This window comes from Pseudoalteromonas sp. 20-MNA-CIBAN-0454, assembly GCF_040308685.1.
Lineage (GTDB): Bacteria > Pseudomonadota > Gammaproteobacteria > Enterobacterales > Alteromonadaceae > Pseudoalteromonas > Pseudoalteromonas nigrifaciens.
Genome location: NZ_JBEOOB010000034.1, coordinates 1 through 16,160 on the forward strand (window position 1 = coordinate 1; position 16,160 = coordinate 16,160).

Sequence of the window (16,160 nt, forward strand, 5' to 3'; positions counted from 1 at the left end):
GTGATGATGATTTTACCGACCTAATGCCGTGGAATGTGCAGCTAGACTTCGATTATAGCTAAGCGCACTGCTTAAATTCGCGCTTACTTAATAACCAGCCAATCTTTTGAGAGTTTTATAAACATTTCTTTTTCATTCATATTAATAATGAATTCATAATAACGTTTAGAAGACGAAGCACTTTCGTCACTTTCCATAAATGAATACAGCCTAGCATTAATTTTTTTGTTTTTTGATTCGAACTCTACTCTTCTTAACTTTAAATCATCGCCATAAGCGATATAAACTGGTTTTAGAGTGTAGTTTGCTAAGCTGCTCTTACTGCCCTTTAGATTTATGTTTATAACTTCTACGCCCGTGTAAGGGATTTTCCGGCTCAAATCCCCAAATGTATCTATAACCCCGGTTTCATATTCAGCATCTATTTCTTTATCTGACTCAGCATTTTGGATAATAGCTTGTAGTGTACTTTTTTGGAGGTTGTTTAATTCAAACGATTCCACACGCTTGCTTTGAGAGTATTTATTAACGTGAAGATCAGAATTTTGAGCCTTCGCCTGGAAGCTAATCCCGCAGAGTAAAATTAAAGTGAGAGAAACTTTGCTCATAAATTATATCCTTATATTAGATGTAATTTCAATTCAACAATAACGACTTCCGATTAAAAAGCAAACAGTCTTTAACTGCTATATTTTTGCATGTTGTTTAGAAATAAATGAAGTAGGAAGCGACAGCTTGTAAGCGAGGCACATTAATAATTTTATTTTTATCACAATGTGAAGTAAGGTGAATACTACGGAATGCAATAAGTTTGGATATGAGCATGCAAAAGCACCAACGATTATAAGCCTACACCACATATCACTAGTTCCTAAAGGCAAAGGCTCTTGGTTTATGCAAACCGCAAGCCTTTTTTCTATGTATTACTTTTCGCTATTTTAATAAAGCTGACTTGATCGACATCACCAAAATCATCTTCATCGTAATCATTTTGCCACGCTTCAATATGCTCATCACTAATAACACACTCTTCAATATCCATGACTGAAATTGGCATTTCAGCAACAGCGATCAATTAGCATAATTGTCAATATACGCGCAGAATTGAGCGCTTACAAATAGGGGGCATGCCAGTGGTGATCGCTGAATAATTGCAATTCAGAAAAGTCTTTCGGGCCCCCATGAATGATCACTGCTACAGGAGCTTGGGACAGGTTTGACTGGTTTTTGCTGAAACGCAGTACGCCTTGCAACGATAAGCCGTCTTCAGAGAACCAATTGAATCTTTTAGCTAGGCCAAAATCAAGGCCTGTGAGTTGCGTATGATTACCCGAAGCATTGATCATTTTTTGCTTATTGAGATTAAAGCAAAAGACATCGGGGAAATGTTTGGCACTTTGACCTATGAAAACAAGCGCGTTATCTGTAAGTTCTGCATCTATTCTGCTACTGAGCCCATTGATATCGAGCAATGTGATATGGTGTCTATCGAGCCACCCTAACTTTGCTGTGAGTCCATCGACAAAACGAATGTAAGCGCACTGCTTAAATGCGCGCTTACACATCAAACAAATCATTTGAGCAATGGGATGAACTATTTGAAGATTCAACAATGACTGTCGCGGCAATCGATCGTTTGGTTCATCATGCAACGATTATTCATTGCGAAGGTGACAGTTACCAGCGCAAAACAGCGCTCAATAAGAGCAAATGAAATTCGGTGTCAACCGGCCAAGTTAATTGACGCTAGATAACTTTTAAACGCTACGCTAAAATTGTGGTTCGTGCACCCCCTAAATTGGGTGCAAAAAGGAGCGAAAAATGACGCCGAAAAAAGATGATATTACGCAATTATGCGATGCAATTAATTCGGATTTAGAGAGTGAAAAAACACGTCAATTTTATGCTGATTTAGAGGGAGACGAACTAGCGCCAGCAGACAAAAAAGAGGCCCTCGAAAAGTGGCTCGCTGAAGGGAATAATTTAGAGCTTCCTGTGTGGGTATCGAAGAAAAAACAGTCGTGAAGTGCAACGTTATTTCACACTGTCAAATGCTCACTATTTGTTCTAAACTTTAGTCTATATACACAAGGAGAAAGCGCTATGCAGGTATCTAATAATTTTATGGATGTATTTTTTGGTTATAACGGTAGAGTTGGCGATGTTAAGGGAGCAAAAGAAGGTATTGCAGAGTTTGAGCAACGAGCTAAAAATGCTGAATCTCCAGAAGAAAGAGAACGATATGCTCAAGCAGCTGAGCAATTAAAAACAGAAATCCTTCCTAAAATGCAACAAGAAATGGAGCAGTTAGGAAAGCAATTAGGATTAAATTCAGGTCGGATAGGACAGGTAATAGAAATAGATAAAGAGAATAATTCTGTACCTAATTTAGCTGTTAAAAAGAATGATAGTGGTGTACTGTCCTTTATGACTTCTTACGAATCAGGAAGTTATTATCACAACAAAATATAAAGGATTAGTTTATGTTAAAAAAAATATTGTTTACATCAGCTTTAGTTATAAGCTCTTCTGCAGTAGCAAATATAAAAGTTAATGTTGAGAATGACTCTAAAGATTATGATGTCACATTTACGAGTAAAGACGTTCAAACATCCACGTTATTCACCAGAGCCATTAGAAACTCTTAGTGCTAATTCAGCTGACCGATTTTATGTATTTAGTAATTACCCTGATGTAGTTCGCTTAGTAGATTTTGAATATAAATTTAGTGATAGTTCAGTAGCTCCTCGTTGTCACTTTCGCTTTGTTATCATGAAAGATTATCGAAGTGGTAAAATGTTACCTCAAAAAGTAATTGCTGAGAATGAGGGTGGATCATATAGAGATAAGGCTATTTGCTCAGGTAAATTAGATTCTTTTAACCTTAACACTGGAGAAGCTGAAGTTACTTTTTCTATAAATCGTAGAAAATATTAATTTTAGATTTTACAAGTCCATTTTTAATTGGGCACTTTTTTTAAATTCAAATGAGAGGGCTGCGACTGAGCGGCCTTTTTTTATTGTTTCAAAGTAAGCGCACTGCTTAAATGCGCGCTTACGTTATTCCTCTAAAAGCGCAGCGCCTCATACCCTCTTTGTGAATAAAATGGGCTTAAATGTTTTTGCAAAAAGAGAAGACAATGAGAGTAAATGAGTAGACATAAAACACATTGTTCTTGGCTTTGTTATTTTTTTAAAAGCGCAGCGTCTCATACTCTCTTTGTGAATAAATGGGCTTAGATGTTTTTGTATAAAGAGCAGAAGGTGTGAAAGTATACAAACAGGTTTTAGCGCATTACGCCAGTAAGTTGCTTGGCTGCAAAATAATATCTGGCTTAAACTTAATTTGTAGATGCAGAGCTAACTCACGTTAAAAACTAAAGTTTAAGCATAAAAAAAGCCGCATAAATGCGGCTTTGGGGTTTAGTCTCACTTCACTTTGGGCGTGTCTCCAAAATTTAGTGAATACGTTACCAAGGAACTGTTTTACTTAAATAGCCAATTACTTAGATAGACTCTAAAGCAATTTTAACCATTTCGTTAAATGTGCTTTGACGCTCGTCAGCAGGAGTTGCTTCGCCAGTGATCACATGATCACTTACTGTGAATAGCGCCATTGCTTTTGCGCCATATTCGGCTGCAACGCCATATAAACCGGCTGTTTCCATATCAACAGCAAGCACACCTAATCTATCTAAATCTTTATAAAAGGTGTCGTCGGCTTGATAAAATGTATCGGTAGTAAATACGTTACCTACTTTTGCTTTAATACCAAGATCTTTTGCAGCATTTACGCCGTTTAAAAGCAGGTCAAAGTCAGCAATTGCTGCAAAATCAGTACCGCGTACACGGGCACGATTTACATTTGAATCGGTACATGCACCTTGTGCAAAAATAACATCGCGTATTTTAACGTCGCTACCAATACCGCCACACGTGCCAATACGAATCAGGTTTTTAACCCCAAAAGTAACAATTAGCTCACGCGCATACAAAGACATTGATGGAATGCCCATGCCCGATCCCATAATGCTTACAGGCTTACCTTTGTAAGTGCCTGTAAAGCCAAGCATGTTACGTACACTGGTTACTTGTTTTGCGTCATCTAAAAAGTTTTCAGCAATATATTTTGCACGTAGCGGATCGCCTGGCATTAATACTGTTTCGGCGAAATCACCTACGTTTGCATTGATATGCGGAGTACTCATTAATCTTTCCTTTTTATTTAGATGTAGTTAGCTTATCTATAAAGCCATCACCGTATTCAAGCGCAGGTAAGTTAAACCATTGTGCTAAGGTTTGACCTATGTCTGCAAAACTATTGCGCTCACCAAGTGGGGTGTCGGTCATACCCGGTTGGTAAGCAATTACTGGTACGTATTCACGGGTGTGCTCAGAACCTGGAAAGGTTGGATCGCAGCCATGATCGGCAGTAATAATTAGTAAATCATCGGCTTTTAGTGCGTTTAATATAGTTGGTAAATAATCGTCAAACTCTTTTAACGCTTTTGCATACCCAACAGGATTACGACGATGACCAAACATTTCGTCAAAGTCGACCAAGTTAGTAAATATTAAGCTGTGATCGGGCGCACTTTGCATTAATTCGTTGGTTTTTTTCAGCAAGTTTATTAACCCTGGTGCTTTATGCTTTTGGGTAATACCTTGATGCGCGTATATGTCTGAAATTTTGCCAATACTTATTACTTCGCCACCGTCTTTTGCTAGTACGTCTAGCAATGTAGGGGCTGGCGGTAATACCGAGTAGTCACGGCGATTGCTGGTACGGGCAAAATCTTGATTATTTGAACCCAAAAATGGCCGCGCAATCACTCGTCCTATATTCATTTCATCTAGTAGCGACCGTGCAGTTTCGCAAACCTGATAAAGCTTTTCTAGGCCGAATGACTCTTCATGCGCGGCTATTTGAAACACGCTGTCAGCTGAGGTGTAACAGATAGGTTTACCTGTTTTAACGTGCTCTTCACCTAGCTGCTCTAAAATAGTGGTTCCTGATGCATGGCAGTTGCCTAATATGCCTGGGATACCGGTACGAGCAATAAGCTCGTCAATAAATTCTTGTGGGAAGCTTGGCTGAGTTTTAGGAAAATAACCCCAATCAAATAAAACGGGTACTCCCGCCATTTCCCAATGGCCTGATGGCGTATCTTTACCGCTCGAAAGCTCTTTAGCGTATCCCCATGCACCTTGCGATGCTGAACGATTTGACACTAAACAAGGCTCTTTACCGGCCGCTTCGCAGGCATCTATTAACCCTAACTTTGATAAGTTAGGTAGCGATAATGCTGTGCCTGTTTCGTCATAATATGCTTTTAGCAGATGTGCTAAAGTATTCGCGCCAATATCACCAAATTTATCTGCATCTGGTGCTGCGCCAATTCCTAAACTGTCTGCCATTAGGATAATTGCTCTTGCCATTGTGACCTCCCGTTATTCAATATGGTTACTTTATCTGCTCTTCGATTTTTACGCACAGGACATAAGTCCTGTTTCATATAACCTAAACATTATAAATTTACGCCCTTAAGCGAAGCAAAAGAGATTAATCGTGTCTTTTTTGCTATTGTGATCTACCAACAATATATCTTCCTGTGTGGGTGAGAACTTTAGTGACACGAACTATTATAGCCATTGCTGGCGCATCAGCGTCGGGTAAATCTCTTTTTAGCCAAACAATTTACAATGAATTGGTTAATGAACTTGAACCAGGCGCTATCGCCATTATCGAAGAGGATGCTTATTATAAGGATCAGTCGCATTTACCGTTTGCACATCGTACGCAAACTAACTACGACCATCCTGATGCATTTGAATATAAGCTAATGCATGAGCATTTAACACAACTTCGTAACGGCCACGCTGTAGAAGTACCTATTTATGATTATGCACAACATACTCGCAGCGAAACAACGCGGTATGTAACTGCAGCTAAAATATTAATCGTAGAAGGCATTTTACTACTTAGCGATAAAGCGCTTAATAAAGAATTTGATATTAAGGTGTTTATAGACACTCCCTTAGACATTTGCTTAATGCGTAGAATGCAACGCGATATGGAGCAAAGGGGCAGAACATTACAATCTGTTGTTGAACAATACCAAGCAACTGTTAGACCGATGTTTTATCAATTTATAGAACCGTCAAAGCATAATGCAGATCTAGTTGTCACTCGAGGCGGCATGAATCGCGTTGCGATTGATATAATAAAAAGTAAAATTAAACATATTCTTCAAGAATAGTAACGGGAAACATTTGTATGACAACTTTTATGAGCGTAGTTGGCATGTTTGTGCTGCTAGCTATTGCGTTTGCGGCGTCAACTAATCGCAAAGCAATAAAGCTTAGAACGGTAGGTATCGCATTTGCGATGCAAGTAATTATTGGTGGTTTTGTATTATTTTTTGATGCAGGCAAAAATGCATTAGCAAGTGTATCTTCCGCTGTTTCATCGGTTATTGGTTTTGCTAACGACGGTATAAGCTTTTTGTTTGGACCTTTAGCATCGCAAGATACATTAGGGTTTATTTTTGCTATTCAAGTACTGCCGGTAATTGTGTTTTTCTCTGCGTTAGTGGCCGTGTTATATCATTTAGGCATTATGGCGTGGGTTATTAAGATTTTAGGTGGCGGCTTGCAAAAGCTGTTAAAAACCTCACGTACTGAATCGTTATCGGCCACTGCTAATATTTTTGTTGGCCAAACAGAAGCACCGTTAATTGTTAAACCTTTTATTGCCACTATGACCAAGTCGGAATTATTTGCCGTAATGGTAGGTGGTTTAGCAACGGTAGCAGGCTCTGTTATGGCCGGCTACGTAATTATTGGTATTGACCTTAAGTATTTAATAGCAGCTAGCTTTATGGCGGCTCCTGGTGGCTTTTTAATGGCCAAAATGATTGTGCCAGAAACCGAAACGCCTAAAGACAATTTAGCTGACTTAGATTTAGATGATGAAAAGCCCGTTAACGTTATTGATGCAGCCGCATCGGGTGCTGCAAGTGGTATGCACTTGGCACTAAACGTAGGTGCAATGCTACTTGCTTTTGTAGCATTAATTGCATTGTTAAACGGTTTATTAGGCGGTATTGGCGGCTGGTTTGACTACCCGACATTAACGCTGCAAGAAATTTTAGGTTATGTATTTGCGCCTGTTGCATGGTTACTTGGTGTGCCATGGAATGAAGCAATACTAGCCGGTAGCTTTATTGGTCAAAAGTTAGTAGTGAATGAATTTGTTGCTTACTTAGACTTTATAAATTATCGCGATACGTTAAGTGCGCACACTCAAGCAATTGTTACTTTTGCACTGTGTGGCTTTGCTAACTTATCATCGATAGCCATTTTACTAGGTGGATTAGGCGGTATGGCGCCTAGTCGGCGAAAGGATATCGCTCGCTTAGGGCTCAGAGCAGTGTTAGCAGGATCTATGGCTAACCTTATGAGCGCCGCAATTGCTGGATTTTTCCTCTCGCTAGCTTAGAAACTTAATGAGATGAACCACTGTTGCAAAACAATAGGATAGTGCTTTAAGGGGTTAAAGCTCTATCTGACTTGAACGATACTTCATCAAGGGCCGCAAGGCCCTTTTATCGTTTTGGGCTTGTGAAGAGGTTTATAAATGAGCTTAAAGGCTAATCTTTGAATAATATAATAAAATGAAAAACCACCTGCCAACCACCACCTTTAAACACTAAAATGGTATTCACCACAGATCAACACCAGATAACAGTCCCCTGCCATAAGCGCAATGTAAAGCAGTAAAAAGCGTGCGAGGTAAACTCCCTGCGGCTCTCCTATAACCATTAACTTGGGTGGGATTATAACTACTCGCTAATAATTAAGAAGTTGATAGTTGACTGGCAGACAGCTCAAGCCTGAGTGCTGTCCCTTTTCGTATTTACGGCTAAAGCTAAACATTGAGTTTGCTTAGTTACTCTATTGAGCTTGCATCAAACACCTGACGCCTAAAACCTGAAATATAAAACCTGTTTTTACCTCATGCTGGCATTTCATCTGTAGGGTTTAAATCACTACTTTGTGATCTCATCACCTTTTACAAATACGTTTTTCGTACTACGAGCATGTGGCAGGTAACAAGCTACTCGCCCAGGGTAAGTTTATACCCAGCACCAAAAGCACAGTAAAAAGCGCGAGGTAAACTCCCGCCAGCTTTTGCAGCCATTAATTTGGCTGGCGTTCTAACTGCTCACTGATTGGTTAATTGATAGTTGATTGATAGCTCAAGCCTGAGCGCTGCCTTTTGCATTTACGGCTAAAGCTATACACATTGAGCCTGGCACCTGTATTTTATATAAAGTTGCATTCAAAAAATCGGCACAGAGTTTGGTTAGTTAAGTTTAATGCGTTGAAATACAATACTGAGGGGGGAGTTACCGAGGAATATCAAATTTTAGGCACAAAAAAAGCGCCTTAAGCGCTTTTTTTTCATTTTACTTAAAAAGTAAAATTATACAGCTGTGATGTTATCAGCTTGTGGACCTTTTTGACCTTGTGAAAGAGTGAACTCTACACGTTGGCCTTCAGCTAAAGTTTTGAAACCTTCGCTTTTGATTGCTGAGAAATGTGCGAAAACGTCTGGGCCATTTTCTTGCTCGATGAAACCAAAACCTTTAGACTCATTAAACCACTTAACTGTACCTGATACGATGTTAGACATTGTAATATCCTGATATAAAAATAAAAAATATGCTCATGTGAGCGGGTGTAGCAAAAAATGAGATGGTACTTTAAAAACTTCAGGACGGTACTACAAGTATTACTTATACAACATCGAAATGGAGATTTATAGATTACATGCTTTCTTTCTAGCTGCGGCCCACTATATAGAAATTTTAATTTGTGTCAAGTTTATTATTTAAATAATTTTAAAATATTAAACCTTATTTAAGTTAAGGGCCTTGCAGTTACTCTATTTAATTAGCAATAACACTACGATTACGGCCATGCTCTTTTGCATAGTACAGTGCGTTATCGGCTTTTTTAAATACTTGATCAATATTTGTGCCGTGCTCTGGGTAACTAGCAATACCTATTGATATGGTTATATAACCAATGGTATCTATATATGACGACTCAACTGCAAGGCGCAGCCTTTCTGCTATTTTAAATGCACCTTCACTGTTTTGATTAGGTATTACAAGCACAAATTCTTCGCCGCCAATGCGCGCAACAATATCATCTTTGCGAGCAACACTTTGAATAAGCTTGGTTAATGCTTTGAGTGCTTCATCGCCTTTGTCGTGGCCATATGTATCATTTACGCGTTTAAAAAAGTCGATGTCTATTTCTAAAATGGTAAATAACGTTTGTTCGTGGATTAGTTTATCAAGCCATGCTTTTAAACTTCTGCGATTATGAATCCCCGTTAGAGGATCTGTTTGTGCATCGTGGCGTAACTGCCCTATTTGCAGCTGTAAAATACTTTCGCCTTTTAGCATTGCTGTTCTGAATTGCTGACTATGAACTACTCGTAGCTAAAACTATCGAGTTTCCAAGACGCCAGTAACACTGGCGTCCATTGTTGTAAGAGAGTTTCTTTGTACAAGGCTTGCCGTCGATGACGGTCTTACGTCAGCTTGCGTGCGTGAGCACACAAGGGACACATCAGTTGATGCAGTCTCTAACTCCCCTGATTTTTCAGTTGAGGCCAGTTCGCTCCCCAACGGCGGTGTTACCGCCTTTTTACGTACTGCTGTTTTCTTACGAGTTTTTGCTTTCTGGGCAAACGTAGACTCTTGTATGTAAGGTACAGCTCGTTGCGCTACGACAATGCTGGCATTGTCGTCCGCATGAAAAGTTCCGCAGCCATTTAAACAAATTAATGTATCTTGCTGAGGTCTTATCGTATTTTTTTCACCGCACATATGGCACGTCTGCGACGTGCCTGCGGGGCTCACTTCGACTACGGCCTTACCGTAGTCGTTCGCTTTATACTTGATGAAGTCACCAAGCTTTCCTAAAGCGACATTTAATAATGAGCGATTTAAACTGCTCTTGGCATTCGCGTTGTTACGCGCATAGCCACGGCCATGCTTGCCGCGCTTTGGTTTAGCACGCTTGGTCATGTTTTTGAGTTTTAAGTCTTCCAAAGCGATTATAGACTTCGCCGAAAGCACGACCTCTTTCGAGGTCTGGTGCAAAAAGTCGTGCCTAATTCGCGCAGTCTTGGCGTCGAAGTTAGCTATCTTATCTGCTAGCTTTTGCTGCTCATTAGACTCAACACGTCTAGTGTTTTTGTTATTGTTTTGGCGCTTTTTACGCGCCAAAATACGCTGATACCGAGCCTTCTTTTGCACTAATCGCTTTAGCCTTTCAGTCGTCTCAGGGCTATAGGCTTTGCGCAAACCGTCGCTTGTTGCAATAGGCAGCTTAACGCCACGGTCGATACCTGTGATTTGGGATAGTAATTCGTCATCACTGAGGCTTTGTGCAACAAAGCCTTTCAACAGTTCCTCATTCGTTGCAGACTCAACACCGTCGTTATACGACCCTGAGAGGTAGAAGCGTCTACCTTGGCGCGATATACGGAACTGCTTTGCGAGCTGGTCGGGTTCGTAGTCGAGCTTTATAGAAAACATACGTGCGGGCTTCTTCGAAGCCTTCTCGTAGAATGTCAGAAGTGCCCGACCTTCGTTTAGCGGCTCAAGGATGAACATTTCCTTTGTTACTACACAGCTACGCTTGCGATTACGCCCTTTGGGCTTAGGAAACTTCCGAAGCCCACTTCGGCACGCATTAATATCACTAAATAACATACTTGCAGCGTTTCGAAGTATTTGTGGTGGTATTTCTTTTAAGAAGGAAAGCTCAGGTTTAGCCTTAATACCTGCATACTTCTGATCAATATCCGAGCCTTTGTCGGCTCGGATAAGTTCGAGGCTTTCCTCAATTCTCTGATTACGCATGACATTCGATCCACCAATCCACCGCGCAAAATGAGTAGCTGCTTTACTACTCATTTTGTAAGTTATTTCGATATTAAAGCCACGAATTGCCATTAATTAAATGCCTTGAACAGTCACTAAACACAGAATATTATAGCGCTATACAAAAAACAATCATGAGTTTAATATGCACGAATGGAGAACTGGCAGGAACTGCGTTTATAAGAACCAAGTACACCTAGCATTCGTTGCAAAATACCGCTGTGACGTGTTCGCTCGCAGCGTAAGCCACCCTCTGAACTAGCTGTAAAATAGAGTAAAGCTGTAGCAAAACACAACCACTAAAACCGCAGGGCTTAACTCGTAGCTAAAGCCGACGAGAATGCACCCTGCAAATGTTCAAGAAAGCTATCTGTTGCTGAAGCAAGCTTATTAGCATAAGCGTAATTACTGTGTAACGTGTAGTTGATTAACTGCTCTTTTTGCACTTGGTAAGTAGCATAAAAACTACTTACTAAGGTGCAAATAGAGGCAAGTAAAACAAGTAATAGTATAAGAAACCTGAGGTTTAATGTTGGTAATAGTTTGTGAAACACTCTGTCTATACCTCACGTACAACTTGCATGCATAATATATTCAATACATTTTATACTACCTGCTTTAAAACCAAGAATCTAACCAACTTTAATAATGTGAAGTACTAATTAACCTAAGCTTTGGATAACAAAACTATCTCAAGTAGCTATTTACAACGCTAACTGCGTTGAATTTACTTGCAATAGGCCAGCTATTGACGCGTAAACTCGCTAAAAGCCTCTGGCTAGAGAAAATAAATTTAAATATAAGTATGATTCAATACGTTAATAAATCTCTTAACCAGAGTTCCGGTTAATTATTGCCTACCTATCGGTAGACAATAATTATAAATGTGTTTTATCAAGTTAACTTTTATAACTGTCGCTCAATTTATTACACAGTGCTATCCACTGCTTCGGTTGCTCTTTACCTTCAACTCTTCGGCCAAATAAGGTCATAACTGTGTTGCTGCTCTCATCAAAAAACTCTATTGAGTGCACCACAGTATTACCGTTATCTGTTGGCTTTTTAACGACAAAAGCACGCGCTAAATCTTCACTTTTAATATGTAAATTAAAGTCTTCATCAAGTACGTTATACCAAGGGCCTACTTGCTTTAAGTTATTGAGTGTTCCTGAGTATATTTGCACCGCGGCGTTGTTATTTACAAAAATCATTACCTCGCTTTGCTGCTCTTTTAACGTGCTAAATATTAACGGTAAGCTTGCGGTTGGTATTTCTTGTGCCCAATTGGGCTGTGCAAGTTCAAGTGCTTGTATTCTGCCTACTTTAAACTCGGTTAATAATGCTGGAAAATGATGCACATCTTGCAAGTTTTCCCATGCGGTTAAAAAGCCCGCTACATTTATATTTTCTTGCGGTGTGGTCTCAAGCTCTTGGGTTTTGATTGGCTCTACCACTAATGTAGTGCTTTGCTCTGGGTCGCTATATTTACTAATTAGCGCCTGATACGCAGTTAAATTAGTTTTATCGGTATTAAATATTTTATGAACAGCTCGGCCATGTTTATCAAAGCACTGAATGCTCACCATGTTATTTAACTTAACAGCAAATACACTGGCCCATTGCGATAAAAACAACCTTAAATCTATGCCTCCTGGGTTAATTGCTATTCCCATTTTTTTATTATTACGCTGTGAAGTATATAGTTTTTCGTAACAGCCTTTAATTTCACTCACTGCAACGCCGTTGCGTGTAAGTGCCATTACATGCTCTAGTTTTTTTAACCCTTTGAGAATGTTTTCGATTTGATTAATATTTAATTTAATTGCTTGCTGCCCTACTTGAGAGGCAATAAGTTGTGCTTCTGTGGTGCCAAGTTGTACGGCGGCATCTACACTGCGAATATTGGGCTGCGCTACTTTTAATGTTTGATATTGGTTAACTAAGGTATTCATAATTTACTCCTAAAAGGTAATGGCCTAAGTGACCATTACGGCAACTTAAAATTTAAAACTAATTTGCGTTTTAATATTACGGCCAACACCATAGTCGCCAATGGCGCCTGTAGTACCCGCTATAACTTGGTATTCTTTATCAAATAAATTATCTATTGCTAAGCGGGCATTCCAGCTGTCGTTAATATCCCAACTGGCGTTTATACCTGCTAAAACATAACTTTTATGTTGCTGCTCAATGCCTGATACAAGTACAGTGCGATCATTAACATGTTGAATATTAAAGCCTGTTTTTAGCACGTCGTTAAAAAAGTTTAACCCGCTACTTAGTGCAAATTTATCTGCTGGTAAATACCAAAGTGGTTCATTGTTTTGGTTTTCACCTGATATTCGACTATAAGAAAAGTTGGCATAACCTAAGGTATGTGCATAATTAATTTCAAACTCAATGCCGTCTCGTTGGTTTTCGCCACTATTGTTATAACGCGCTGCGGGTTCGGGATTAGTGGCTATATTGGTGTTTGATTGAATTTCGTCATCTATTTTTACTTTAAAATAAATAACACGGGCAGTTAAAGCATCTCTGTTTGTAAATATGTTTTGGTTTTGGTAACTCGCACCTATTTCTTTATTGGTGCTGTTTTCTACTTTAAGTTCGAGTGCCGGATCACGGCCACCATATTGATCATAAAGCTCATCTATTAATGGGGCTCTAAATCCTTGCTGATAACTTGAAAAAACAGCTAGCTGGTTATTAATTTGATAGTGAGCGGTTAATGCAGGCACTACTTGAGAGTGATCAACATCGGTATCTAAATTATTAAATGAGTTGGCAAAGCTAGAGGTTGCTGTGGTTTTATACTTTTCATAACGTAGCCCTGTGGTAAGCGTTAATGCCTGCCAAGTAAATTCGTCTTGTAGGTAAACGCCTATGCGTTTTTGAGTGCCTCCGGGCTGTGATGTTATTTCGTTTTGTATTGCTTGCTCTGCATAATCAATACATTGATAAGTTTGCATGTCTAAATTAAGGCATGGATAACTTAACTTGGTTCCCACTCGATCTTTTTCAGAATACTGCATGCCATAGGTTAAAGCATGCTGTTTAATTAAAGATGTATTCGCAATATCAAGTGTGGTTATGTTGTATTCGTAGTTAGACTCTAAGCCAATAAAATCTTTTAAAGTGCCTGAACCATCACTTTCAATAACCTGACTTTGGGTGCGCCCTAAGCGCGCTGTTAAATTTACATAAGGATTATTGGCGGGGTTAAGCTCATAGCTTAAATTAGTAACCGACTGTTCTATTTCTCTATATACCGTACCCCATGCGCCAGGATCGGTAGTATTAAACTCGGTGCGCTGATTGTCTTCACTTTTTGTATACGACAATCCAATTAAGGAGTCTTCGTTTAAGTAGTACTCTGCTTTTAAAAGCAGCGACTCGGCCTCAATACCCGAATTATCGAGCGTTTCACCATTTGATAACTTAAAGTCGCCACTACTGCGTTTTACATACGAAGTAAGTATATCTAATGAGTCGGTAGGGCGTGCATAAGCATATACGGTACCGTTATTTTCATTATTATTGCCATGGTGACCTAGCTTAACTTTAACGCCACCTTGCTCACCCGGTGCTAAAAAGTCGCTGGCATCTTTAAGTTCCATTTCTACCACACCACCTAAAGCACCACCGCCATGCAAAACAGTACTTGGTCCACGTTTAACATTTACAGAGCGATAAAGTTCAGGATCTGAAAAAAAACTCCCCATTCGATACTTTTCAAATGTTTGAATTGCACCATCTACGCTTATTAACACATCTTCTGCGTCACTAAAACCACGCACATTAAACTTTTGCCCCATATTACGTGGGCCACCGGTTGCAGTAACGTTAGGAATACTAATAAGGCTGTCGAATACGCTACTAGCAAGTACTTGCTCTATTTGTTCTGCGTTAATAACATTAACGGCTTGAGCTGAATTTAATGCAGACTTTGCGGTACGGGTTGCCGTTACGGTTACTGCATCAAGTGCTGTAACCGGCATATTAGTGTGGTTAGGGTTTTCAAGATCAGCTGCCATTAAGGGCGAAGACAGAGTGGCAAGGCAAGCTGCCAGTTTGGTAATACGCATTATTTACTCCATTTAATAATTATATTTTGTTTACTCTTTTGCTCTACTTATATTGAATGCAAAAAAGTTACATAGCGCTTTGGGTTAGCCCCTACTGCCTAAAGCACTTTGACTATAACAAAATAAACACCAAATGATAATAGTTATCAATCGCTTTTAACTAAAATATTTGCAACTTGATACTTTTCAGCAGAAAGTTTAGCTAATAGCTTTACTAATTCGCCGCTAGGTACTTGCTGATCAACCGCTAAATACAGAGGTAAGCTTTTTTTACTGTTTTTTAAGGCGTTAATCGCTTCATTTAACGAAGTAAATGATTCTTTTTCGAGGGCGTATTGAAGCTTATTATGCTCTAACCGAATACTAAGCACCTGTACATCTGCTTGTTGTACCGGTGTGCTGGTGTTTTTACCTGTATCGGGAAGCGTTACATCAAGCATATTTAACTTAACCGCTGCTGTAAGTAATAAAAAAACCAATAAAATAAATAACACATCAAGCAAAGCGGTTAAGTCTGGCACTAATTGCGCCGCTGTATTACGCGGTGGCAAGCTAAGCATAAGGTGAGTCACTATAGGTAAACTTATAATTTAAATGATTGATGATTCTTGTAAAATCATTTTGTAACCCTTCTAGTATGGTGTTTAATAAGCCGCTAACTAATAAACATGGAATAGCAATAACTAATCCAGCCATGGTTGAATACATAGCTTCCCACAAGCCATCAGCTAGTAAAGCAGGCGTAACCGCTTGATTAGTTTCGGCAATGCGTTTAAACATAACGACCAACCCCCACACAGTACCAAGTAACCCCATTAAAGGGCTTAAAGAGGCCAATAAACTCAATATGTTTAGCCGTTTTCGCCAATCAATTAAGCAGTCTTGTAAATACAATTGGCACCATTGAAGACGTTGCTCACTGTGCAGCAACTGCTTAGCTTGCAGCGTAATTGCAAATTGACTTGTACCTAGTTTATGTTGCTTTAATTGCCACTTAGCAATAATTAAAATAGTGCTGCGCTCCAGCACAATAGCCAAAGCTATAATTGACACCAATAGTAATGGCCAAGCCATAATACCTACCGCATTAAAAGTTGACTGCATGTTA

At 39.4% G+C, this 16,160-nt stretch carries 18 protein-coding genes; 6 read left to right on the forward strand and 12 right to left on the reverse strand.

Going from position 1 to position 16,160, the window contains the following annotated elements; translation table 11 throughout:
• Positions 1 to 83: 83 nt before the first annotated feature.
• The 3 genes from AAEZ22_RS14785 to AAEZ22_RS14795 form a co-directional block, all read right to left on the reverse strand.
• Positions 84 to 608 (reverse strand): hypothetical protein, encoded by a 525-nt coding sequence (locus AAEZ22_RS14785; RefSeq protein WP_179807791.1) that lies wholly within the window; start codon positions 606 to 608, stop codon positions 84 to 86.
• A gap of 308 nt (positions 609 to 916) precedes the next feature.
• A complete protein-coding gene (locus AAEZ22_RS14790) occupies positions 917 to 1,057 on the reverse strand; it encodes a hypothetical protein (RefSeq protein WP_179807792.1) in 141 nt (46 codons plus the stop codon).
• Positions 1,058 to 1,112: 55 nt separating this feature from the next.
• Positions 1,113 to 1,652 carry a hypothetical protein gene (locus tag AAEZ22_RS14795; RefSeq protein ID WP_275942347.1) on the reverse strand — a complete coding sequence of 180 codons (540 nt, stop codon included), beginning with the start codon at positions 1,650 to 1,652 and terminating at the stop codon, positions 1,113 to 1,115.
• Between AAEZ22_RS14795 and AAEZ22_RS14800 the strand changes: the two genes are divergently transcribed.
• The 4 genes from AAEZ22_RS14800 to AAEZ22_RS14815 all read left to right on the forward strand — a co-directional run bounded on the left by AAEZ22_RS14800 (position 1,613) and on the right by AAEZ22_RS14815 (position 2,937).
• Positions 1,613 to 1,714 carry an ATP-binding protein gene (locus AAEZ22_RS14800; protein ID WP_275942346.1) on the forward strand — a complete coding sequence of 34 codons (102 nt, stop codon included), beginning with the start codon at positions 1,613 to 1,615 and terminating at the stop codon, positions 1,712 to 1,714. The two genes, AAEZ22_RS14795 and AAEZ22_RS14800, sit on opposite strands and share 40 nt — an antisense overlap.
• A 107-nt stretch (positions 1,715 to 1,821) precedes the next feature.
• On the forward strand, positions 1,822 to 2,025 hold the full coding sequence (locus tag AAEZ22_RS14805) for a hypothetical protein (protein ID WP_179807794.1): 204 nt from the start codon (positions 1,822 to 1,824) through the stop codon (positions 2,023 to 2,025).
• A 78-nt stretch (positions 2,026 to 2,103) separates the two neighbouring features.
• A complete protein-coding gene (locus tag AAEZ22_RS14810; RefSeq protein ID WP_086993876.1) occupies positions 2,104 to 2,472 on the forward strand; it encodes a hypothetical protein in 369 nt (122 codons plus the stop codon).
• 105 nt (positions 2,473 to 2,577) lie between these two features.
• Positions 2,578 to 2,937, forward strand: coding sequence for a hypothetical protein (locus AAEZ22_RS14815; RefSeq protein ID WP_226898090.1), 360 nt, complete (start codon positions 2,578 to 2,580; stop codon positions 2,935 to 2,937).
• Between the two features lie 569 nt (positions 2,938 to 3,506).
• On the opposite strand, the gene deoD is transcribed toward AAEZ22_RS14815, so the two are convergent.
• Together deoD and AAEZ22_RS14825 are read right to left on the reverse strand one after the other, a co-directional pair.
• Positions 3,507 to 4,208, reverse strand: a complete 702-nt coding sequence (deoD, locus tag AAEZ22_RS14820; protein WP_179807795.1) for a purine-nucleoside phosphorylase — start codon at positions 4,206 to 4,208, stop codon at positions 3,507 to 3,509.
• Between the two features lie 13 nt (positions 4,209 to 4,221).
• On the reverse strand, positions 4,222 to 5,439 hold the full coding sequence (locus tag AAEZ22_RS14825) for a phosphopentomutase (RefSeq protein WP_179807796.1): 1,218 nt from the start codon (positions 5,437 to 5,439) through the stop codon (positions 4,222 to 4,224).
• A gap of 191 nt (positions 5,440 to 5,630) precedes the next feature.
• Between AAEZ22_RS14825 and udk the strand changes: the two genes are divergently transcribed.
• A complete protein-coding gene (gene udk, locus AAEZ22_RS14830) occupies positions 5,631 to 6,260 on the forward strand; it encodes a uridine kinase (RefSeq protein ID WP_011329721.1) in 630 nt (209 codons plus the stop codon).
• A gap of 17 nt (positions 6,261 to 6,277) precedes the next feature.
• Positions 6,278 to 7,501, forward strand: a complete 1,224-nt coding sequence (locus tag AAEZ22_RS14835; protein WP_058374678.1) for a NupC/NupG family nucleoside CNT transporter — start codon at positions 6,278 to 6,280, stop codon at positions 7,499 to 7,501.
• Positions 7,502 to 8,488: 987 nt separating this feature from the next.
• Here AAEZ22_RS14835 and AAEZ22_RS14840 read toward each other — a convergent pair.
• From AAEZ22_RS14840 to AAEZ22_RS14870, 7 genes are all read right to left on the reverse strand, one after another.
• Positions 8,489 to 8,698, reverse strand: a complete 210-nt coding sequence (locus tag AAEZ22_RS14840; protein ID WP_002959120.1) for a cold-shock protein — start codon at positions 8,696 to 8,698, stop codon at positions 8,489 to 8,491.
• A gap of 256 nt (positions 8,699 to 8,954) precedes the next feature.
• On the reverse strand, positions 8,955 to 9,479 hold the full coding sequence (locus AAEZ22_RS14845) for a GGDEF domain-containing protein (protein WP_427570343.1): 525 nt from the start codon (positions 9,477 to 9,479) through the stop codon (positions 8,955 to 8,957).
• A gap of 42 nt (positions 9,480 to 9,521) precedes the next feature.
• Positions 9,522 to 11,039 carry an RNA-guided endonuclease InsQ/TnpB family protein gene (locus tag AAEZ22_RS14850; protein WP_089369036.1) on the reverse strand — a complete coding sequence of 506 codons (1,518 nt, stop codon included), beginning with the start codon at positions 11,037 to 11,039 and terminating at the stop codon, positions 9,522 to 9,524.
• 827 nt (positions 11,040 to 11,866) lie between these two features.
• Complete coding sequence (locus AAEZ22_RS14855; RefSeq protein WP_350546309.1) at positions 11,867 to 12,919, reverse strand: hemin-degrading factor; 1,053 nt, start codon at positions 12,917 to 12,919, stop codon at positions 11,867 to 11,869.
• 45 nt (positions 12,920 to 12,964) lie between these two features.
• Complete coding sequence (locus AAEZ22_RS14860; RefSeq protein WP_350546306.1) at positions 12,965 to 15,052, reverse strand: TonB-dependent receptor domain-containing protein; 2,088 nt, start codon at positions 15,050 to 15,052, stop codon at positions 12,965 to 12,967.
• A gap of 146 nt (positions 15,053 to 15,198) precedes the next feature.
• Positions 15,199 to 15,612, reverse strand: coding sequence for a biopolymer transporter ExbD (locus tag AAEZ22_RS14865; RefSeq protein ID WP_011329713.1), 414 nt, complete (start codon positions 15,610 to 15,612; stop codon positions 15,199 to 15,201).
• The gene (locus tag AAEZ22_RS14870; RefSeq protein ID WP_011329712.1) at positions 15,605 to 16,156 is read right to left on the reverse strand and encodes a MotA/TolQ/ExbB proton channel family protein; all 552 of its coding nucleotides are present in this window, start codon (positions 16,154 to 16,156) and stop codon (positions 15,605 to 15,607) included. Before AAEZ22_RS14870 ends, AAEZ22_RS14865 begins: the two co-directional genes overlap by 8 nt.
• Positions 16,157 to 16,160 lie beyond the last annotated feature (4 nt).